The sequence below is a fragment of the Paenibacillus sp. genome (assembly GCF_048976745.1).
In the GTDB taxonomy this organism is placed as follows: Bacteria; Bacillota; Bacilli; order Paenibacillales; family Paenibacillaceae; genus Paenibacillus.
The window spans coordinates 646,703-670,392 of the sequence record NZ_JBHGUU010000005.1 but is presented as its reverse complement, the minus strand read 5'-3'; the positions used below and the strand labels follow the sequence as shown (position 1 = coordinate 670,392).

The window sequence follows — 23,690 nt, the reverse complement described above, 5'->3', positions numbered from 1 at the left end:
GGCATCACATCATGTTTCATTAGAGGGGGGAAACCATGCAACTAGAACTCAAAGTCTTCTTACTGCTAACGGATGCGGTCATGATTACAGATGAGGAGGGTGTGATTCTCGATGTGAATTCCGTTTATGTAACCAAAACAGGATTCTCACGGGAGAGTACCATAGGTCAGCCTGCCCGGTTGCTAATGGATACCCACTGGAGAGGAAATCAGACCTGGTCCGGCGTTGCCAAATTAATGAAGGCTGATCAGGAATTGTGGGAAGCCCAAGTTACGATTACATCGGTTCATTTGGATGATGCTCTCTTTTATATCAGCATATTTAATGATGAATGTTCATGAAAATAAATCGTTGTTTTGTGATAAGGGTATGTTAGCTGAAAGTAGTAATTATTTTCAAGAAAATGGTCAATATCGTCAATTGAATAAGGGAGCATGGCATACTATGATTTGTGTACTGGGGAACTGCGACCGTGAATCTGACAACATTCATTGAATGCATGAAATCCTGAAGTCGTAATGTGGACGGTGACCATTTGCTACGCGATCTTGTATTAAATTTCACGCTAATTTTGATCTTTGTTTTCCTGATTCATCACTATCTGAACCATACAAATGCTACCCGTTCAACATCCATCACGACTCGGATCATTATTGGTATTACGCTGAGCACGTTGGGCACGGCGCTCTATTATTTCTCTATTGTGCTTGAGGATGGTACATTGTTGAATTTCCGGGCCAGTGTGTATCTGCTTGCTGCTTATTTTGGTGGGACTGGCTCTGCATTTGTTACTTTTACATTCATGTGGATTTTTCGGATTAATATGGGGCGTAATCCCTTGTTGGAAAACTGGCAGTATGCGTTGACAGAGTTGTTATTTGTTGTAGTCATATGTCTGATCTTTAAGTATATCAGGGGATTTATGCAGAAGTGGTTGTCTGGAGCGTTGTTGCTGATTACTGGGTATGAGTTTTCTGTACTAAAGATCAATTCTCCTTCTCTGATAATGATGGGGCAGATTTTCCTTTTTCAATGTATCTGCCTGCTGTTCGTTATATTATTCCTGTATTATCTGAACCAAAATCATCGATATAGGAGATTGGTCATTCAAAGGGATCAGGAAATGCTGGAGATGCTTCGTATGCAGCCGGGGTTTACGTTTAAAATCCGAAAACAGAACGGGAAATTCGAGTATCTTCTGCTTGAAGGAGAGATGCTCTCTCGACTGGGCTTGGATATGAGTAGTCTGAAGCAAGGTTATAAACTGGGCACATTGGATATTTTACCTCAGGAAAAGGTAGAATTTCTGCGAAAGCAGTTTAATCGGGCATGGGAAGGGGAATCTTTTTTTTACGAGATTGAGCATGAAGGTTACTATTCACTGGTGAAAGTTCGCCCTCTGCGAGAAGAGGGTGTAGTGAAATATGTCGTGGGATATGGACTCGATATCACGGAACACAGAGCAGTTAAACGTAGGATTCAAGAAAGTGAAGAGCGATATCGAACACTTGAGCGAGTGTCGGCAGACTGGTTTGTCGGTTTGGACAGCAACAGGTGTATTGTGTCGGTTAACCAGAAATTTCTGGATGTTCTGGGTCTGAGCACGCAGGAAGTGATCGGGCGTCAGCTAGAAGAATTGTTGTTCATCGAGCAGTTGGAGAATTGGTTGTACATTTTCCAAAAAGCCTTACATCACAATATAGTTCAGGATACGGAACTGAGTCTCATTGTTGGAAAAGGTCATGAGCAGCATGTTCGGGTTCATCTATATCCTGTTAAAACACTAAACACAAGTGAAAAAGTTAAGGCAGTGATTCATGATATTTCCGATCAGTATAATCGTGTGAAGGCCGATAAAGCAAGCCAGGCGAAAAGTGAGTTTCTCGCATTCATGAGCCACGAGATTCGTACCCCACTGAGCGGCATTATCAGCTTTTCGTTGTTGCTTCAACGAACAGATCTAACTCCACAACAAAAGGATTATTTGAGTAAAATCAACGCGTCCTCCCAAACCTTGCTTTCCCTCGTAAATGATATTCTTGATTTTTCGAAAATTGAGGCAGGCAAGCTGATATTAGAGAAGGTCTCTTTTTCACCAGAGGATGTGATCAAACGTGTGGCAGATCAGATCGGTGTGGCCATCGGGCACAAAGATATCGAAGTGATCTTTACAACCGATCCCGATCTGCCGTTGACGGTAATTGGTGATCCATTCCGACTTGAACAGGTGTTATTGAATCTGCTGAGTAATGCGATTAAATTTACGGAGCATGGATATGTAACATTGCAGGCAGAGGTGCTTTCATTGGAGGCGGAGCGAGTTCAGGTGCGTTTTGAGGTAGAGGATACGGGAATTGGAATGTCACCTGAACAATTGGAACGGCTTTTTGTCCCGTTTACTCAAGCGGAACCTTCAACGTATCGAACCTATGGTGGTTCTGGTCTTGGGCTGGTCATCTGTTATCTTCTGGTGACCTCCTTGGGAGGAAGCTTGCGGGTGGATAGTGTGCTGGGAGAGTACAGTCTGTTCTCATTCGACTTGATATTTGAACTTGCAGATTCGGAAGAAGAAAGTTCCTTTCTGCAAACATACCCTCTTCTCTATTGTGCGGATGATGTGGTTATCGTTGAAGAAGATGAACGAATGGGCAAAAATCTGAAGCAGATACTCCACTCATTCGGGATGAAGCCAAAGCTGTATCCTTCGTTGAACCATATGATGGAAAGTGATTGGGGTGTACCTGATGCAGAGGGGATAAGTTCAATCTTATTTATGATGAATATGGATGCAGAGCATGCACACAATGGTTCGGCCTGGAACAACCTGATGAAGCGATTAGATCGAACGAAAGTTCAGGTGGTAGGTTATACGCATGCATTCAGTGAGAATGCCCTCTGGAGTGAGGAAAAATCCATTCAACCGGATATGATGATGGTCAAACCTATTACACGTCTGGGATTGTTTGAAGTCATACTTGCACTTCAGGGCGAAGGACCGCTGGAGAAACATCAGATGGTAGAAGTCGACGAATTCTATTCATGTAACTTGAAAGGACATATACTGATAGCTGAAGATCATGAAATCAATCAACTGGCTATTCGGGCCATGCTGGAACATATCGGATTCAAGGTGACGCTGGCAAACAGTGGCACAGAGGTTTTGAAGAAATTGGACGAACAAACATGGGAACTGATTCTGATGGATCTCTATATGCCAGATATGAACGGGATAGATGCAGCGAGGCACATTCGCAAGATGAGGAAATATGATCGTACCCCCATTATCGCGCTTACAGCGAATGGTTTAACAAGGGACCACGAATTATATCTTGAAGCAGGCATGAATGCCATCCTGACTAAGCCCCTACATGAACAACAGATCGAAGACATTTTGGCAAAATGGATTGATCTAAAAGGCATAAGGGAGATCAATGGAATTGATGCAGATAAGGCGATCAGACAGATGGACGGCAAGCCGCATATTCTGCAATATGCGCTCACGAAATTCAGAATGGAATATGGCTCGTACCAGAAAAAACTGGCAATTCAGCTTCAGCAACAGCAGATTGCTGATGTAATCCGTAGTGTCCATTCTCTTCGAGGCGTAGCTGCGAATCTGCATGCAGTGGACCTGATGTGTGCGGTTCTCCAGCTGGAGCTGCTCTTATCGGGTCCGTTACACAAAGAAGAGGCACTAAACTTGGTATTAGAGAAGGTGCAACAGGAGATTGATAAAATTACCGGGTCTTTGCCATGGTGATCTCAATAAAATTGTATTATTTTAAGGTGTGAACTTATATCCGACCCCCCAGATGGTTTGAATGTATTGGGGGTTTTTCGGATTGTCTTCAATTTTTTTACGAAGCTTGGTAATGTGCACATCGATGGTGCGGTCATTAATGTAGGCATCAATACCACGAATGGCTTCAATCAGGGCATACCGACTGTAGACCTTGCCAGGATTGAGGACAAACAGCTTCATGATCTCAAATTCGGAAAACGTCATCTCCACTCGCTGGTTATTCAACAGAACGGTTCTTCGCGCCAGATCGAGAGATATTCCGGTTTCCTGTTCAGTGACAACAGAGCTGTTTAATATGGAGTAACGACGCAATACAGCCTCAATACGTGCTTTCAGTTCCTGCATGCTGAAAGGTTTACATACATAATCATCAGCCCCATCTGTTAATGATTGAATTCGCTCAGAAACTTCGGTTAACGAAGAGATGACAATGATGGGGATTGCCGTATGTTGGCGCATGAGAGAACAAGGATTCTTATTACCCGAATCAGGGAGCATCAAGTCAAGAAGCAGGATATCAGGCCGCGCTTGAAGCTGTAGAAGACCATCTCTTGCGTTATCGACACGGATAACATCATACCCTTCACCTTGTAAATACAAGGATAATGTATCGCCTAACATGTTGTCGTCCTCTATGATAAGCACTTTCGTCATGATATTCCTTTCTGAACCCCCTTCTTGTAGAAGGACTAAGATCCATGGATTAACTTCATATACCTGATATTTAAAACATGCGACATGAGGATGTCAAGACTCTAACATGACTCCAAGAAGGTGAGAAAATCGATTTAATGCTTGCCAGCATGTGGATCAGCTTCACGCTCGATCAGGCGCATCAGTTTGCGCTCAGTAGCGCTCTCTGGCGCAGGGGTGTAGACGCTGCAACGCAGATCGGAATTACCCTGAACCTGCAACGAAGTCAGATCAAACAACATTTTGCCTGCTTTGGAATGCCTAAATTCGATTAATACATCCGGGGCACTGCTGACGCTGCTTTGTTTCCAAAGGGTATGAAAATCGGGATGTCTGTTCATCATGTCATCCAGAAATAAATTATACCATTCATCATCAACGTACTGACCATAGTAAGCACGAAAAATCGCCAGAAATCCGCTAACAAAATCCTCCCAGTTCACCGCGAGCCTGCGAAATTCCTTTCGATCAAATAACAGACTGATCATATTCCGCTGTTCGGGGGGGATCTGTTCGAAATCCATAAAAACATGCTTGGCTGCATCATTCCAGCCGACAATATAACAACGCCGATCCGAGATCACGGTAGGGCAATGATGCAGTTCTTGCAAAATTTTCTGCAAGGAAGGGTGAAGTTGAACCGGTTCTTCTTCCAGTGTGGGCAGATCCGAGTGATGCTCCATGGCGAGCGAAAACAGATACTTTCGTTCATCTGCAGTAAGCCTTAGTGCTGAAGCAATGTTATCCAACACGGAATGGGATACCTGAATATCCCGACCTTGTTCAAGCCAGGTATACCATGTTGTACTCACTCCTGCCAGTTGGGAAACCTCTTCTCTCCTCAGCCCAGGCGTTCTTCTCCGACTTCCAGTGGGTAAACCGACCGATTCGGGAGAAATTTTGGAACGCTGTGTTTTCAGAAAAGTAGACAATGCCTGTAACCTGACATCGTAGTTCAATCCATCACCTTCAATCCTCGTTATCATGGTAGTCATTATACTATTATAATTGACAACTTGTAATAGGATATTCAAAAGTGCACTATTAGTGGCAGAGCGTAAGATTAAGGTAGACAACAGCGCTGAAGGAGGATGGACATGGAACGAGTCGTGATTACAGGTATGGGAGTCATCTCTCCTTTGGGAAATGATGTACATACATTCTGGAATGGATTAATTGAGGGGAGATCAGGTGTATCAACTATAGAACATTTTGATACAGCTTTGTACAAAACCAGAATTGCTGGCGTAGTCCGTGATTTTAATGGTGAAGAGCGTTTTGGGCGCAAGGAAGCAAGGCGTATGGACCGATTCGTTCAATTTGCAGTTGCTGCTGCGGATCAGGCTGTATCGCAATCGGGTCTTGTGATGGATGAACTGGACCGTGAACGGGTAGGTGTATATATTGGTTCAGGCATAGGCGGAATCCAGACATTGATGGAACAAGGCAAGGTCCTGTCCGATCGGGGACCTGCACGCGTCAGTCCAACATTGGTACCCATGATGATATCCAATATGGCTGCGGCTATGGTCAGTATGAGGTTTGGTTGCTGGGGGCCGACATTGTCGCCAGTAACAGCTTGTTCCATTGGCAATACAGCTATTGGAGAGGCTTTCCGGGTCATTCGTCATGGCGGAGCTGATGTCATTATTGCTGGCGGGACAGAAGCGGCTGTAACCGAAGTGTCACTGGCAAGTTTTGGTAATGCGACAGCGTTGTCAACCCGAAATGAAGCTTCCCAAGCAGCAAGTCGTCCATTTGATGCGGGAAGAGACGGTTTTGTCATGGCAGAGGGCGCTGGAATTCTGGTTATTGAGTCGCTATCTCATGCATTGGGAAGAGGGGCGAACATTCTTGCCGAAGTGATTGGATATGGTGCCAGTTCAGATGCGTATCATATGGTAGCTACCCACCCGGAAGGACGGGGGGCCTATCTGGCGATGAAAGCGGCATTGAAAGAAGCTCAGATTAGACCTGAAGACGTTAATATAATTAATGCGCATGCTACCAGTACGGAGGCGGGTGACCTCTCTGAGACGAGAGCGATTAAGCAACTTTTTGGTACAGGTGCCTATGATATTCCGGTCACAGCGAATAAGTCCATGACGGGACATATGCTTGGTGCAGCAGGTGGTGCGGAAGCGATCTCACTTATTCAAAGTCTGCGGCATGGCATCATTCCTCCAACCATCAATCAGGAGCAGAATGACCCTGAATGTGATTTGGATTATGTACCAAACGAGGCAAGAAGAGCGGAACTGCGGATAGGGATGTCTAATTCCTTTGGTTTTGGCGGTCATAATGCGGTGATTGTTCTTCAAAAATATTCATCTTAAGTAGAAAGACATCGTAAGCAAAGAACAGCGCTGCCTTATGGGGCTGCGCTGTTTCTTTGCTTACTTATGGATCACTCGTAAACACTGTACCTTGGTTAACGTCCGAGTGGTTGTACGCCTCAGGAAGAGAGGGATGTCGAATCGGCCATGCCTTTGGTACCTCGGCTCAGCCAGCTTACACGCCAGCGGGATTGCATGAAGAGCACCAGGAACAGGGAAGCTGCTGCAATCAGGCTAAGAATGACAAAACCTGGTGTATAGGATTGATAGCTGCTATACAGTTGACCGAGAATCAGCGGTAGTGCATACCCGCCTAATCCGCCAGCGGCACCTACAATACCTGTCATCAGACCAATCTCGTTACCGAAGCGTTGGGGAACGAGTTGGAACACGGAGCCATTACCAGCTCCCAGACACATCATACCGAGGAACAGCATGACTACTACCACAGGAAGCGGTGGCATGAAGGATACTCCGATCAACATGATGCAGGCTCCAGTGTACAGGAAAGTCAGCATGCGGGTTCCGCCAATTTTGTCCGCCAGGTAACCCCCGACAGGCCGGAAGAAACTGCCTGCGATTACACAGAAGGTGGTAATGTCTGCGGCACGAACAGGAGAGAGCCCATACTGGGTGTTGAAGAAGATGGTGAGATAGTTACATAATCCAACGAAACCACCAAAGGTTACACAATAGAAGGCACAGAATACCCAAGCATCTTTTTGTTTAAGCAGACTTCCGTATTGGGATAATTTCTTGGGTTCAGGCCGGTTAGGGCTATTCTTGGCAAAGATAGAAAAGAGAATAAATACGATAGCGATCGGTATAATAGCAAGTCCGAACACAACTTCCCAGCTGCCAAAATGCGTTGCCAAGCGATTGGCAAACAATGTCGCGAGTACGGTTCCGCTGTTACCCGCCCCGGCAATACCCATCGCGAGACCCTGATGCTCTTTGCCATACCATTGGCCCGCCAGCGGCAGCGCAGCAGCAAAGGAGGCGCCTGCCACACCCAGCAAGAGTGCGACCACGTACAGTTGGCTTAAGGAGTCCACCCATAACCAGCCGAGTAATAAGGGAACCAGGGTGACGAGCATCCCGATCTGTGCGGTTAGTTTCGGACCGATATAATCAGACATGAAGCCGAGCACAAGTCGCAGGATGGAGCCGCCAAGAATAGGCAATGCGACCAGATTGGCCTTTTCCAGTGGAGTCATCGGATAGTCCAATGCAATGACAACTGCGAGTGGACCCAGCATCCCCCATATCATGAAACTGATGTCAAAATACATAAACGCCCCGAAGAGGGTAGGCTTATGCCCGCTTTTCCAAAAACTTTTGCTCTCCATCATCCATCATCGCTCCTCATCCAATTGAGATCGTTGTAATTGGTCTATGTGCTTGTTGAGGCAGAAAAAGGCCGCAATTCGTCCAGATCTGAACGATTTGCGGCCCCGTTGCCGACAGGCGGTACACGTCATTGTGTTCCCGCATCTGAGTGATCACAGCACTGTGATTTTGATTCAAATTATAATCATGAGAAAATATATATGTCAACAAAAATTACATGAAACTTTAAATAATTCATTTTTTAATCATTATCCGCATTTTTAATGTTAATTTAGTTGACATTAAATTGAGATTCCCTTAATCTGAATCTAATATGAATCCACACAAAGGCGTGTGGATTCCGGAGGCAACGGTGCCCTTTTCCGAATCATGGAGAAGGGATTTTTCTGTTTATTTTCAGGTGAGAGAGATAAGGGGGCAGCCCATGAGCAGAAGCAAACTGGTGATTATCGGGAATGGCATGGCTGGCGTGAAGTGTGTCGAAGAGATTATCACACTGGAGCCTGATACGTATGAGATTATAATCTACGGCAATGAACCCCGTCCAAACTACAACCGGATCATGTTATCAAAAGTATTGCAGGGGGAGCATTCGTTACAGGATATCATAATCAATGATTGGAGCTGGTATGCCGAGCATCAAATCCGGCTATGCGCAGGTGAAACGGTGCACCGAATTGATACCCGAGGAAAATATATAGAGACTGAATCCGGCTTAAGAGAAACATATGATGTCCTGATTCTGGCAACAGGCTCTTCACCGTTTATCCCACCGATTCCGGGAATGGATAAAGAGCGAGTGATGTCCTTCCGGACGATTGATGATTGTACGCGGATGTCTGACTATTCCAGAGAATATCGAAAGGCCGCCGTTATTGGTGGTGGATTGCTTGGACTGGAGGCTGCACGCGGGTTGCTGCATCTGGGGATGGAAGCTGTGGTGGTCCATAATGCACCTTACATTATGAACCGACAGTTGGATCAAAAAGCAGCTGCGATGCTTCAGGAGCAGCTTGAAGACCAGGGCATGTCCTTTCTTTTGTCCAAAAATACGCAGAAAATTATCGGACGATCGCAGGCGCAGGGACTGCTGTTCACAGATGGTTCCAAGCTTGAAGCTCAGGTTGTCATTGTCGCTGTAGGCATTCGGCCTAATGTGGATCTGGCCAGACGAAGTGGAATCGCTACGAATCGGGCAATTATGGTAGATGATTATATGCGCACCAGTGTACCGGATATATACGCGGTTGGGGAATGTGCCGAACATCGGGGAATCAGTTATGGTCTGGTGGCTCCCTTATACGAACAGGGGAAGGTGCTCGCACGTACGCTCTGTGGACAGGAAACGTCTGAATACAAAGGGTCTATTCCCTACTCACAGTTGAAGGTATCGGGAGTTGATGTTTTCTCGGCCGGCGAGATTAGTGGTGAAGGCATGCAGACCGCGATTCAACATCTGGATGGCATTCAAGGCACATATAAAAAAGTGTTGATGAAGGCCGGCAAAGTGCGCGGAGCCATTTTATTTGGAGATACAGCCGAAGGAACGGCATTGCTTGGACTGGTGCAACGAGGGGCGGATGTGGCGGAATTGGCTCCGCATGAAGGGGCCCCAGACCCGGCTGAGATGGCTGCTGCCGCATTACCGACTCAGGAGACGGTATGTGCCTGCAACAATGTGACCAAGGCTGCCATTGTGAAGGCGATTCGGGAACAGGGACTGGAAACGGCAGATCAGGTGAAGGAGCAGACCAAGGCGTCAGGCTCATGCGGTGGTTGTCGCCCGATGGTGGCTGCTCTGTTGAAATATACGCATAATCTGAAAAATAACGGAGGTACCGGAGTGGAAGCCGTACCGGATAAACCTGTTCCAATGCCTGTGTGCAGTTGTACGGAGCTTGGACATGCAGAACTGAAGGAAATGCTGGCTGATATGGTTGATCGGGAGACAGACCTGCCCTTGATCATGCAGCAACTGGGTTGGGGGACGGAGCATGGCTGCGCGGTATGTCGTCCAGTGATCCACTATTACTTGCAGGTATTTGATGGAACAATAGTGGATCAAGAGATTGAGGGTCACTCAGCGATTCAGATACGCTGGGATGATCATATTCCACAGTTATCCTATGCGAGGGATGCAGGTGGCTTGGCTGCACAGCTTCAAGCGCGTTGGATCGACGCAGCGATGCCGTCGCCAGTGAATATGGGAGTCGCACCAGGTCCGGGATCATTGGTGAGTGCACTGGTGCAGGATATCGGCTTGCTGGCTTCACCGGCTGGATGGGAGATCTACGCAGGCGGTCACGCAGAACATCCGGTCAAGCAAGGTGGCTTGCTCGGGGTGGCTGAAACGGAGATGCAAGCATCAGCACTCGCATCAGCCTGCCTTCAATGGTATCGCCAAACGGCCTGGTATGATGAGCCGGTATGGGCATGGACGGAGCGTTTGGGATTCATGTCGATCAGGGAAACGCTGCTGGATGACCAATTACAGAAGGAACTTGCAGCTACACTTCAAGCTGATATATAGATGAAAGGCGGGGATGGAAAGATGGGATTATCCGTGAGTTCAGAACCAACAGCCTCCAAGCTCTATGTGAAGGAAACCCAGTGTCCGTATTGCAGTGTGCAATGCAAGATGACTGTTGAAGAACTGGCTGCACCTGTTGCGGGCCAGCGTCGTGGTGAGTATACGGTTCAGGGTGTTCCGAATGAAGCCTCTCAGGGCAGGTTGTGTGTCAAGGGTATGAATGCTCATCAACATGCGTTCAGTGGTCAACGGTTAATGCATCCGCTGATTCGGCGCAATGGCGAGCTTGAACCCTGTTCCTGGGAGGAGGCCATTCAGACCATTGTAGAGCGGTTTCAGAACTTGAAAGATTCATACGGAGCAGATACGGTCGGAGTATACGGAGGCGGATCTTTGACCAATGAGACAGCCTATCTGCTTGGCAAATTCGCCAGGATTGCATTGGGGACGAAGTATATCGACTATAATGGACGGTTCTGCATGTCAGCTGCAGCCTCAGCTGGCAGCAAAGTGTTTGGGATGGATCGTGGATTGACGTTCCGCCTGTCCGATATTCCCAAGGCAGGTTGCATTGTACTCGCAGGTACCAATATTGCGGAATGCCAACCTACCCTGTTGCCCTACTTCAATCAGGCCAGGGAGAACGGAGCATTCATTATCGTTATTGATCCACGTAAGACGGCAACCGCAGCCATTGCTGATCTTCACTTACAGGTGAAGCCTGGCATGGATGCCTTGTTGGCGGATGCCATGTTGAAGGTGATTATGGATGCCGGATTGATAGACCCTCATTTTATAGGCGAACGAACGCATGGTTACGAGCAATTGATACAAGGATTGGCTGATCTGCAACTCGAACAGGCGGCACAAGCGTGTGGGGTGGATCTATCCCTGATTCGTCACGCAGCGATGGCCTATGGCGAGGCAAAGACAGGCATGATCATGACAGCGCGTGGTGTGGAGCAGCAGACGGATGGACATATGGCTGTCAGGCACTTTCTGAATCTGGTGTTAGCGACTGGCAAAATTGGCCGGGAAGGCTGTGGATACGGTGCCATCACAGGTCAGGGGAACGGGCAAGGTGGACGGGAGCATGGGCAGAAGGCTGACCAGCTGCCGGGTTATCGATCGATTGAAAATGAAGCCGATCGTGCCTATGTGGCATCCGTCTGGGGTGTGGACCCTGCAAGTCTGCCAGGTAAAGGGGTCTCCGCCTACGAGATGATGGAGAAGGTTCATGATCAGGAGATTCGGGCATTGCTCGTAATGGGCTCGAACCCGGTTGTCTCAAATCCCAATGTGCGTTTGGTGGAAGAAGGTCTGCGTAAGCTGGACTTTCTGATCGTGGCTGACATGTTTCTATCCGAGACAGCGCGAATGGCGGATCTGGTTCTCCCGGTTACATCTTATATGGAGAATGAAGGCACACTGACCAATCTGGAGGGGCGTGTTCTGCTCCGTGAACAGGGTCGGCCTGCGCCAGGAGAAACGCTTGATGATTGGGATATATTGTGCCGAATTGCTGCGCAACTGGGCAAAGCTTCGTACTTTGAATATGACAGTGCTGAGGACATCTTTAATGAGCTTCGGGTGGCAAGCCGCGGCGGAGTCGCTGATTATTATGGCATTACCTATGAGCGTTTGCGTAACGAGAAAGGGGTGTACTGGCCGTGTTCTGCCCTGGAGGAGCAGGGAGAAGGGTTACTGTTCGGTGAACGATTCGCTCATCCCGACGGCAAAGCGGCGTTTACATTCGAATCAAGTCCGGGCTGGAATGATATATCACCAGAATTCCCTATAATTCTGACCAATGGCCGTGTGCTTCCTCATTATCTTACAGGGGTGCAGACACATCGTAGCCCGGCTCTTGCAGCCCGTGAATTGGAGAACTTTGTTGAACTTCACCCGGCTACCGCTGCACGTCATCGTATTCACGATGGAGAATGGGTCGAGATTCAATCGATGTATGGGAGCTTCACGGTTCGTTCGCGTATCAAGGATTCCATACGGGAGGATACCTTGTTCGTGCCGATGCATTGGGGCGGCGTTCAGAATGTGAATCGGGCGACCAGACCAGAGCTAGATCCGTTCTGCCGGATGCCTGGATTTAAGACGGCGGCAGTAAACATTCGACCGTTACGATTGGTCAGATGATTCATACAGGTTTCAGATTACAGGTTACCAGGTGTCATAAGCTGCTCTCATCGTAGATAAGTGGCCGCCCAGTCCCATAGTTATATGAGACTGGGCGGCTTTTTTTGCGTATATGTATGCAAGTAGGTTATAGTTCCGTGGTTTCACGTAAACATGAGGATTGGCTCATGAATATGGCTTTAATTTTAGTTATGATGTTCATTAGGGGTACATATGTACGTATTTTTGATTGTGTTTTGAGACAGATCGTCATTTCGAGTTTAGGTTATTATCATCGTGGTACAGATATCGGGGCTTATTCAAATAAGGCAGGGCAGAGGGGAGCAAGACAGTGAACGTATGGATAACGGTAAAAAGTCTGGGTAAGCGCAAGCCGGTACTTGCCAAGCAAGCTGCCGAACTTCCGGAAACAACTCATACGCTAAGGCAGCTCATTGAGAACATGGTGGCTCTGCAAGTTAAGGATCTTCAGGAGAAGAAGAAACAGGCAGAACTACTCACCTACCTGATGCCGGATGATATTGAGGTGCAGAGAGCAGCGGGAAAAGTTGGATTTGGCGCAGTATACAATGAGGGCGTTCCTGATGTGAATGGTGCGATGGAGACGGCGATAACCGCTTATGAGGATGGGTTGTACAAAGTGTTTCTCAACGATGAAGAATTACAGGAACTGGACAAGTCCATTTTGATACAGGACGGCGATAACGTGGTGTTTATCCGTTTTACAATGCTTGCCGGACGTCTGTGGTAGAGAGCGATAAAGGAGGAGAACAGGATGAATCAGGAAGATCAAGTACAGTTGTATATGGATGAATTGCAGGAAAAAGCAAAGTCGTTAACAGGGGTACAGCTTGAGCTGGCAGGTTATGTTGTGGAGATCGCCGGGTCTACTTATTTACGTGGAGACGAAAAGATGTTTTTGAATACAGAAAAGTTGCTTCGAAAGCTGGCTGCAGAAACGCAGAACCCGTTATTCCAGCCACTATTGGATGTGCTCCAGCATCTTGCGAGCGAGTCCTTGGTTGCACGATTTCGTTATATCGCAGAGCGTGCGATTCGTTTCCCATACAGTAACAACTATGAACGCCGGCCCTTCCGCACGTCCGATCCGGAACAGCACGTAGCACAGGTCATTCGTAAACTGATGGGATTGTTCCGAATGGAAATGAAGAATTTCTCCCTGGAAGAATATGTGTCACTTCGTGAGTACAAGCTGGATTATTTACATGAGATTCGTTGGGTCCTGGCGGATTGTATCGCTTATGAACTGGATCATCAGGGCGGAGAGATGAAGCAGGCACTACACGATATTATATATGGTGACAATCAGAATGCATTGTTAACCCATGAAATGATCAAAGGCATATTCATGAGCGATCAGGCGGATGCCTATCAGATGGTTGGTGAGCTGCTGGTTGCAGCAAGGTTGCAGGAAGGGCTGCGCCAAAGCATTGTGGAGCGGATGGATGAAGGAACGTTGGAAGCCTATACTTACATATTAAAAATCATTATCGACAACAACCTGATCCGTTTTAGTTCGGTAGTAAGAGCGCTGGCTGTATGGACAGGAATCGGCATAGAAGCAGCCAATCAACGTGTTGCCGCACAGCTCATTGAACAGGCCCATGAGGCGCTTGTTCAACCCGAAGTACGCGAGGCCTGGCAGCAGGAAGCGAACGCCAACAAACTCTTTATCAGCCTGTGGGCGACAGCGGTCATTGAAGAGAATGAATTGAAGAGCAAGATCATCGAGATTATGGATCAAGGCCAATTATATCAGAAGGTTGTTGCCCAATACGTACTGGCTAACAGCCAGAACAGAGAGCTTCGTTTGGACATTGCACGTCGTTATCTGGAGGCGCAGGATACCGAGTTGATGCACTGGATTGTGACGAACTATGATGCCATGTATATGTACAACTGGAATTTCGAGAATGGAGAGAATCAGCGTAGCGTGTATGTGTGGCCATTGCCTGCTCTTGAAGATAAGGCCTTGCGGCGTCAGGACTTTGATCGGTTCAAACAGATGCTCACTGCCATTCCGAAAGGCGGGTCAGGTGGACCGTCGGGTGTACTTGAGTATGTTCACTACCGGATTGGTATGGATGATGTGGTCAAGAAAATGTTATATCTGGCTGCTTATGATATGGACCCGGAATGGATCGGCGAAGTCATTGCAATCAAGGACCTCTTAAGCCCGGAACTGCGCGGAGAACTGTTGTCCCAGTTTGTTCAGCATCCTGATAATGAGTTACAAAGACAGTTTGTGTTTGAGAGCTTGTCTGATAAAAGTATGAGTAATCGGGAGAGTGCACTCGCCAAGGCGAAGTTACTCACGTTGACGGTTGATGAGATGCAACAGATGGAGGCATTGATGAAGCTCAAGACAGGTTCACTTCGTCAGAAGGTCATCCATGTATTATTACTGCAACCCGTGGACCATTTGACGGTCTCACTGAAGCGGCTTTTGCAGGCCAAGAGTGAACTGCAACGTCTGGGCGCGCTTGAATTGTTGACCGAGATTGCGGCAGATCCAGGACGGACAGATCAGCAGGAGGCATTGCAACCATTGGCGCAGTTGATTGAAACACCCACTGCCAAGGAACAGAAACTGCTGGATAAGCTGACGGATCAGGGGAGTCGCTATACGGCCGCTAATGGATTTGGTTTATTTGATCCGAAGCGACGTGAGCCATTGCTGGATGAGGAGCGTGATCTCAAAGGCCATACTCCGAAGGATATCTTGACACTCTCTCTGGATAAGATCAGACCATTCCTGGAGGGACTTAGTGGATTGGTGCATGAACACAGGGATTATGAGTATGAAGTAGAATATTACGCTGGCTACAAAGAAACGTTGTTAATCGGAGCGAGTCTTCGCTCCAAGGTTCCATATGGAGAGCGGAATGAAATGAAGCAGATGGAACAGTTCCCGCTATATGATGTATGGGAAAACTTTATTCAACATGCCGGGTTTAGTAGTGTGGAACTGATGCAGTTGTATATGGGTATACAGCTCCGGGAGTTCAATGGAAAATTGAGCGACCATTCCAGCTATTTCCATGATCAGTATGACTATGAAGAACTGCAAAAGATTCCGTTACTGGAAGGCTGGCGCAAGACGTTTGCCGAACAGATCTATCCACTGGACGATATCGAAAAACTGCAGCAGATGCTGAATTCGTTACCGTATAAGGATCAGGTAGTGGCGCTGATATCGGCGGCATTTCTGGATAGCGACCCGATCGACACGTTTGAGATAGCTGAGAAAACCTGGGCCTCAATCATCTCGAGTATGCCTGTTGATCGACTCGAGCAGGAGTCGGGCATGCTTCATATTCTGACTGGACCTTGGAATTATGTGGTTCGTGGCAAAATCCATGACGATAACAGCTTCAAACGTTTCTTCCAGACAGCTTACCAGTTCACCAGTTTTGTAGAGAGTAGTCATCCGCTGTCTTTACTGTCCCTTGAAGATTTTCTGCGTGCGTACCAGTTGAACTTGATTGATGAACAGGAGATATATCGACAGGTTCTGGTCGGTGGGAATCGCCTGATGTTTATTCGGGACTTAACATCCACTCGCACAGAAGTGATTGCAAGTGATCCGAAGCTGATTCATTTACGTGATACGGTCGTTAATCGGATTCTGGAAATCGAGCTGACCCGGGGAGAACTTTCTACAGAAGTAAGTACACTTGCCATGAAACTGGAACGAATTGAAGGCATGGAGCACTGGGTACATCTGGTCTCTGCGATGGATCAGGATACATTTGTCCGTGGATATATCTACAGTTATGGGGACAACACAACACGGAAAGAGACGTTCAGTTATCTGATTCAGCATTGTCATCCACGGGATGGGGAAGATGAGAAACAACTCGGAGAGTTGCTCCAGAAATATCCGATTAAAGAGAAAAAATTGCTGGAAGCAGCCATGTACGCACCACAGTGGATGGAGATTGTGGCAAAACATCTGGGATGGGAAGGTCTCCGCAGTGCGGCATGGTACTTCCATGCTCATATCAATGAACGTTTTACTGCGGAGAAAGAAACCATTGTCGCCCACTATTCTCCAATCTCACCACAGGACTTTAATGAAGGTGCATTTGATATCGCCTGGTTTGAAGAAGCATATGCTGCTGTCGGGGAGGAACGGTTCAATCTGTTATACGATTGCGCCAAGTATATTTCCGGGGGAGCCAATCATCGCAGATCCCAATTGTTCGCGGATGCAGCACTGGGTAAGCTTCGACTTGAGGATATGCGTGATTCCGTGTCAGACAAGCGCAACAAAGATCATTTGTTAACCTACAGTTTGATTCCATTTGCTGAAAATCGGGAACAGGATCTGCGTGAGCGATACGACTTCATTCAGAAGTTCCTGACGCAGAGCAAGCAATTCGGTGCACAACGCCGTGCCAGTGAAGGTGTGGCATCACAGATTGCACTGGGCAACCTTGCCCGTAATGCAGGTTATGCCGATGTTACGCGGCTGATGTGGGACATGGAAGCACGTAAGCTCGATGAGATGAAATCCTTCTTTGAACCTCATGCATTGGATGCTGACACGACAGCACACTTGGTCATTGATGAGGAAGGTCAACCCGAGATGGTTATCGTTAGCAAAGGAAAGACACTCAAATCTGTACCTGCCCGGTTCAAAAAAGATGGATATATCGCTGAACTGAAAGAGCTCAAATCGGAGCTGGTGGATCAGTATCGCCGGGCAAGGCAGGAACTGGAACGTTCGATGACTGCTGGAACATCCTTTACACGTCAGGAAATTGCCAGTCTGATGCAAAATCCGGTAATATATCCGCTGGTAAGAACGCTTGTATTCCAATCAGGTGACAAGACAGGTAGATTCGATGTTTCGTCCAGCGGTTTGGTTGCTCCAGGGCCGGAGGGTGCCATCCATGCTCTATCGGAAGAGGATCAATTGTTGATTGCTCATCCGCTTCATCTGTATCAGAGTGGAAGCTGGAGTGAGTTCCAACGGGATCTGTTCACCCGGCAGGAGCGTCAGCCGTTCAAGCAGGTATTCCGTGAGTTGTATCTTCCTAACGAGGACGAATTGGCTAATGGTACGGTGTCTCGTCGATACGCCGGGTATCAGATTCAACCGAAAAAAGCAGTAGCTCTGCTTAAAGGACGCCAATGGACTGTCAGTTATGAGGAAGGTCTGCAGAAGGTAAGTTACGAACACAATCTGATCGCAAATCTCTATGCTATGGCGGATTGGTTCTCACCGGCAGATACCGAGGCGCCAACTCTGGAGACGGTGCAGTTCTACGATCGCAAGAGCTACAAACCTGTATCGTTGCAAGATGTGCCTCTGACGTTCTTCTCGGAAGTCATGCGTGATATCGATCTGGTGGTTAGTGTTGCACATGTGGGAGGCGTAGATCCGGAAGCCAGCCTGACCACAATCGAGATGCGCCACGTCATTGTGAACGAGTCGTTGCGTCTGCTGAAGATCGACAATGTACGTTTGGACGGGAATTACGCACGAATTGATGGTGAATTGGGTGAGTATGCTGTTCATCTGGGCAGCGGCAATGTGTTCAAACAAGCCACAGGTGCGCTTCATATTGTACCAGTACACAGTCAGCATCGGGGCCGAATCTTCCTGCCATTCCTCGATGAAGATCCGAGAACAGCTGAGATTCTGTCCAAGGTGATGTTACTTGCCGAAGATAAAAAGATCAAGGACCCGCAGATTCTTGCACAGTTACAGAACTAGTAAGCGATTGAACCGTACTATCTAAATCATAAAGGCAACTGAGGAACCTGATAATAGGGACTTCAGTTGCTTTTATATTTTTGGATACTTCAATGAATCAGATTGGTTCCGGTTTCAAATAGACCTAGGACCCAGAGTGTCTCAGTATCTTCCTTAATCTGATAATTAATTGCATTAATTGGTTGATCGGGAGTGGGTCAAACCGACTGTTTTTAAAAGTGAAAAATTTGTTCGAAAGTAGTTACGGAAATGTAAATAATTCGTTTTCTTGTTTTGTTATCTGAACTAAAATAGAGGTGATGCCAAAGAACTAGGCTCGTTCCTATTGATCTATTACCAAATTTAAGGGGATGTAATTCGGGATCAGGTCGGCTATCGTTAGGAAGCGAAATCTGCTGACTTGCTTGCAGGCTGCAGTTTCAGAAGCCATGTGCAGGACGACCTGAATGCTTGAAAGACTGGGATCAAGCCAGTTTGCATTCCCTTGTATACATGTATTCAAGATGTGTACGAGAAAAATGATCAAGAGAGAAGGAGAGCTTACAACATGAACAGAAGACTCAATCTGATTTTCCTCAAACGATGGTTTATGCTACTCATCATCGTGGCGGTTGCGGCTATGCCGTTACACGCCTTCGCCGCGGAGGCGGAATCCGGGGCAAGTCGGCCTTGGATGAACAAATCTCTATCTGCGGAGGAGCGCACCGAGCTGCTGCTCAAAGAGATGACGCTGGAGGAGAAAGTTGGATTCGTAACTGGTAAAGTAAATAACTATTATGGTTTCTATAATGATGGATTGGAGCGTCTCGGTATTCCTGCGTTACAGATGGCAGACGGGCCCGCAGGAGTACGTGTGGCTAACCCGGATGTGCAGGACAAAAAGTCCACGGCATTGCCTGCACCAATCGCACTTGCCGCTTCCTGGGATACTAATCTTGCCAAGAAATATGGTGATCTGATCGGTCAGGAAGCACATGATACCACACATAATGTAGTGCTTGGCCCTGGGCTGGATATTGCACGTACACCATGGGGTTCCCGGAACTTCGAATCTCTCGGGGAAGATCCGTTGCTGGCTTCCGGCATGGGTGCAGCGTATGTGAACGGGATTCAAAGCAATCCGGTTATCGCTACTGCAAAGCACTATATCCTGAACAACCAGGAGACGGAACGTTTCACGACCAATGCAACAGCCAGCGAACGTGCCATTCAGGAAGTCTATGCACGTCCGTTCCAGGCGATGGTTGAAAAAGCGGATCTCGGTTCTGCAATGTGTTCATTTAACCAAGTGAACGGTACATACGCTTGTGAGAACAAGGAGATGCTGACCGATGTTCTTCGGGACCAGTTCGGCTTCGAAGGGTTCGTCATGAGTGATTACGGCGCAAACTTCAGCACAGCCAAGTCCGCCAATGCGGGTCTGGATCTGGAGACACCTGGAGAGCCTTATGGCAAATGGGGAGACCAATTGCTGGAAGCCGTAAACAAAGGCGAAGTCAGCGAGCAAACCATTGATGAGAAGGTTAGACGTATTTTGCTTCAAATGTTCGATAAAGGGCTGTTTGATAATCCTGTAACCAATACACAAATCAATGCCAAGAAAGACGGCAAACAAGCACGTGAAATTGCAGAAGAGAGCATGGTTCTTTTGCAAAACAACGATAATGTGCTGCCGCTTTCCAAGAAAAACGTGAAATCCATCGCTGTCATCGGACCGGATGCAGATAACGCATCGGCTGCTGGTGGCGGTAGCAGTCTGGTTAATCCGACATATACCGTAAGTCCACTGCAAGGCATTCGTAATCGTGCCGGTAACGGTGTGGAAGTAAAATATGCAGCCGGAACCGATCCAATCTCCGCAGGAGATGCATTTAATGGACCGTCTGCCGTGCCTTCCACTCTTTTGTCGCCAGCGGATGCTCAGAAAAGTGAAAAAGACTATGGTACAGATCGTGCGGAATACGGTCTGCGTGCTGAATACTGGACAAATAAAGATATGGAAGGGAACCCTTCTCTGGTCCGTACAGACAATCAGGTCAACATGAATCTTGGATTCTACAACTATGAAGGTTTTAACGCACAATCTTCCAAGCTTCCCGTGACACCAACGAAGTTCAATGCCAAAATGTCCGCTCGTTGGACAGGTGCGATCACAGCACCTCAAACAGGTGAATATAAACTTTCTCTGACCAGTCTCGGTTCTGCGAAACTGTATGTGGATGATGAGTTACTCGTAGACAATCAAGGTGAAACATTGAGTACAACCAAGAAAGAAATTACGTTTAAAGCAGGTGAGTCCCACGACATTCGGATTGAGTATCGTACGGATTTCCCGGTGCAGTCCAATCATGATATGGGCGCACAGGTTCGTTTTGGCTGGGAAGCTCCAGATAACGCTGTTGATATCAAAATGCAAAAAGCAGTTGAGCTGGCCAAAAAGTCCGATGTTGCCGTTGTGGTAACTCGCACGTATGACAGTGAAGGTTATGTAGACCGTTCCGACTTGGAACTGCCCAATAACCAGGATCAGCTGATCCGCAAGGTAGCGGCAGCCAATCCAAAAACGATTGTGGTGCAAATGAGTGGTCGTGCTGTCGAAATGGATTCCTGGCAAAAAGAAGTGCCATCCATCGTTCAGGCTTGGTATGCAGGTCAGGAACAAGGTAATGCCGTGGCACGTGTTCTGTTCGGTGATGTGAATCCATCCGGTAAATTGCCGGTGACGTTCCCGTCAGATGATTCCCAAACTCCGGTATCCACTGCGGAACAATTCCCGGGTGTGAATGGGGTGGGCAACTACTCCGAAGGTATCTTTGTAGGGTATAAAGGATATGACAAAGAAGGCATGACACCGGCGTTCGCCTTTGGACACGGGCTGTCGTATACCGATTTTAATTATCGTAATCTGCATGTGAAAAACACAGGCAAAGGTGACAAAGCAACCGTGGAAGTATCCCTGAACCTGCGTAATACCGGTAAAGTTTCCGGTGCAGAAGTGGTACAGGTCTATGTCGGCAATCTGCCAACCAAAGTTGAGACGCCAGAGAAGCAGCTTGCTGGCTGGGCAAAGGTTGATCTGAAGGCAGGTAAGCAGCAGCGGGTTAACATTCAATTGGATCGCAGTGCACTCTCCTATTGGGATGAAACATCGCATGAATGGGTAATGCCTAAGGGTAAAGTCCAAGTGTATGTCGGTAGTGCATCGGATGATATCCGTCTGACCGGCAGTGTGAATATCGGAAGCAAGTCCGGTAAATAAAAGTGCAATCCGGGAGATCGGAAGGTTGTTCTCCCTGTGAAGTTATTTGCGTCAAATGCATTTTGTTCTAATTTATATATAGGAAATGAGAGTCGTGGCCGAATGGCTGCGGCTTTTTCCATAATGGAAGGAGAGGGAGGCGTGATGAACATAGGCTGGCGAGAGCATCCAAAACGTTGGACGATCCTGTGGATCGGATCTGTTTGTTGTGTTGGTATAGGAATCTGGCTTATCCTCAACCGAGGTGAACTACCCGCTCCGCCACCGGTTGTGGACAAGCAGAGAGCGGCCGAAGTCTGGTTAACCACGGGAGATCAACAAAATCTGCTTACCCCTCAGAAGCCTATTCCAATGACAGATTCAGATCGCCATGATGCTGACACAAGCTCTTCAGATTCTACAACACAGGAGTCAGACTTTTCTTCGTCGGCGTTCACCATACAGATTGACCCGGATAAGACGTATCAAACCATGGATGGATTTGGCGCAGCGATGACGGGTTCATCGGCACATCTGATCAACCAGCTTCCAGAGGAAAAGCAAGAACAGCTACTGAAGGAACTATATACAACGGAAGGGCTGAACATGGATATGGTGCGTCATACGATTGGTGCCTCCGATTATTCGGTAGATGAATCAGGCGTTTCTTCAAGTTATACCTATGATGATATCGAGTCCGGTACGGATTATGACATGGAACACTTTTCGATCGATAAAGATCAGGAAGTTGTAAATATGCTGGAGCGTGTAGCCAGGTTGAAACCGGGTCTTAACGTACTGGGCACACCGTGGACGGCCCCGGCCTGGATGAAGTATGAAGAGAAAACCACCAACGGCTGGTATCTGGATTATAACGATCTCCGGGTGTATGAAGCGTACGCGAGCTATTTGGTGAAATACATCCAAGCTTATCAGGCAAAGGGCATTCCCATCTTCGGGATCACGTTGCAAAATGAACCGGAGTTCAGCTCGGATAAATATCCAAGCATGAGTATGGGAGCCGAAGAACAAGCCATGTTCATTCGGGATTATCTCGGCCCGGCACTACAGGATGCGGGACTGGATACGCGAATCATCGCGTATGATCATAACTGGGATCAGGCGGTCGATTATACCAGCAAGGTGCTCGGTAATGAGCAGGCTGCTGCCTATATCGATGGATCTGCTTTCCACTGTTATGCAGGTGATCCATCTGCCATGTCGGAAGTGCATAATCGCTTTCCGGACAAACATATTTATTTTACCGAATGTAGTGGTGGGGCGTGGAGTCCTGATTTTGGCGAGAATCTGAGCTGGCAGATGTCCAATCTCATCATTGGTGCACCTCGCAACTGGGCAAAAAATGTACTGCTCTGGAACATCGCACTCGATCCGCAAGGAGGTCCCACGAACGGGGGCTGTACGAACTGCCGTGGGGTTGTGACGATTAACCCGGAGAGTGATGAAATCACTAGAAATGTCGAGTATTATGCGTTGGGTCACATTAGCCGTTATGTGCGTCCGGGAGCTGTAAGAGTTGATTCCACACAAGAACAGGGCCAGATCGAGAACGTAGTCTTCCGCAACCCGGATGGAACGATGGTGTTGGTTGCAGCTAACACAGGTGAGGAAGAAGTCTCTTTTGATGTAGTTATGGACGGAGATTCGTTTCGATATGTACTACCTTCCCAATCGGCAGCTACTTTCCGCTGGAATCCGAAAACGGGGTAGAACGTTGATTCAGGATCGGCAACTGTGAGTACAGATTGAAGTATGGCACGGGAAAATACAGTAGATTTATTTCGAATAGGTTGAAAATTGATAAGGGGACAGGCGACTTA

12 protein-coding genes are annotated in these 23,690 nt (G+C 47.6%); 9 read left to right on the top strand and 3 right to left on the bottom strand.

The features are described from left to right. Positions 1-35 precede the first annotated feature (35 nt). Both ACE3K2_RS06665 and ACE3K2_RS06660 read left to right on the top strand, forming a co-directional pair. Positions 36-341 (top strand): PAS domain-containing protein, encoded by a 306-nt coding sequence (locus ACE3K2_RS06665; RefSeq protein WP_421888259.1) that lies wholly within the window; start codon positions 36-38, stop codon positions 339-341. A 194-nt stretch (positions 342-535) separates the two neighbouring features. Beyond that, positions 536-3,760 carry a response regulator gene (locus ACE3K2_RS06660; RefSeq protein WP_421888256.1) on the top strand — a complete coding sequence of 1,075 codons (3,225 nt, stop codon included), beginning with the start codon at positions 536-538 and terminating at the stop codon, positions 3,758-3,760. Positions 3,761-3,781: 21 nt separating this feature from the next. On the opposite strand, the gene ACE3K2_RS06655 is transcribed toward ACE3K2_RS06660, so the two are convergent. Together ACE3K2_RS06655 and ACE3K2_RS06650 are read right to left on the bottom strand one after the other, a co-directional pair. Further along, positions 3,782-4,456, bottom strand: coding sequence for a response regulator transcription factor (locus ACE3K2_RS06655; protein ID WP_421888254.1), 675 nt, complete (start codon positions 4,454-4,456; stop codon positions 3,782-3,784). Between the two features lie 134 nt (positions 4,457-4,590). Next, the gene (locus ACE3K2_RS06650; protein ID WP_421888251.1) at positions 4,591-5,454 is read right to left on the bottom strand and encodes a helix-turn-helix transcriptional regulator; all 864 of its coding nucleotides are present in this window, start codon (positions 5,452-5,454) and stop codon (positions 4,591-4,593) included. A gap of 138 nt (positions 5,455-5,592) precedes the next feature. On the opposite strand from ACE3K2_RS06650, the gene fabF reads away from it, so the two are divergent. Then, positions 5,593-6,831, top strand: coding sequence for a beta-ketoacyl-ACP synthase II (gene fabF / locus ACE3K2_RS06645; protein ID WP_421888249.1), 1,239 nt, complete (start codon positions 5,593-5,595; stop codon positions 6,829-6,831). A gap of 119 nt (positions 6,832-6,950) precedes the next feature. Here fabF and ACE3K2_RS06640 read toward each other — a convergent pair whose 3' ends face one another. After that, positions 6,951-8,180, bottom strand: coding sequence for a nitrate/nitrite transporter (locus tag ACE3K2_RS06640; RefSeq protein WP_421888401.1), 1,230 nt, complete (start codon positions 8,178-8,180; stop codon positions 6,951-6,953). Between the two features lie 425 nt (positions 8,181-8,605). Here ACE3K2_RS06640 and nirB point away from each other — a divergent pair, with 425 nt between their 5' ends. The 6 genes from nirB (at position 8,606) to ACE3K2_RS06610 (ending at position 23,580) form a co-directional block, all read left to right on the top strand. After that, positions 8,606-10,711 (top strand): nitrite reductase large subunit NirB, encoded by a 2,106-nt coding sequence (gene nirB / locus ACE3K2_RS06635; RefSeq protein ID WP_421888246.1) that lies wholly within the window; start codon positions 8,606-8,608, stop codon positions 10,709-10,711. Between the two features lie 21 nt (positions 10,712-10,732). Next, positions 10,733-12,865, top strand: coding sequence for an assimilatory nitrate reductase catalytic subunit NasC (nasC, locus tag ACE3K2_RS06630; RefSeq protein WP_421888243.1), 2,133 nt, complete (start codon positions 10,733-10,735; stop codon positions 12,863-12,865). Between the two features lie 331 nt (positions 12,866-13,196). After that, positions 13,197-13,616, top strand: coding sequence for a hypothetical protein (locus tag ACE3K2_RS06625; protein ID WP_421888240.1), 420 nt, complete (start codon positions 13,197-13,199; stop codon positions 13,614-13,616). A gap of 24 nt (positions 13,617-13,640) precedes the next feature. Continuing rightward, on the top strand, positions 13,641-18,611 hold the full coding sequence (locus ACE3K2_RS06620; protein ID WP_421888237.1) for a DUF4132 domain-containing protein: 4,971 nt from the start codon (positions 13,641-13,643) through the stop codon (positions 18,609-18,611). A 547-nt stretch (positions 18,612-19,158) separates the two neighbouring features. Continuing rightward, a complete protein-coding gene (locus ACE3K2_RS06615; protein ID WP_421888235.1) occupies positions 19,159-21,870 on the top strand; it encodes a glycoside hydrolase family 3 C-terminal domain-containing protein in 2,712 nt (903 codons plus the stop codon). A gap of 144 nt (positions 21,871-22,014) precedes the next feature. Beyond that, complete coding sequence (locus tag ACE3K2_RS06610; protein ID WP_421888398.1) at positions 22,015-23,580, top strand: glycoside hydrolase family 30 protein; 1,566 nt, start codon at positions 22,015-22,017, stop codon at positions 23,578-23,580. Positions 23,581-23,690: the final 110 nt, after the last annotated feature.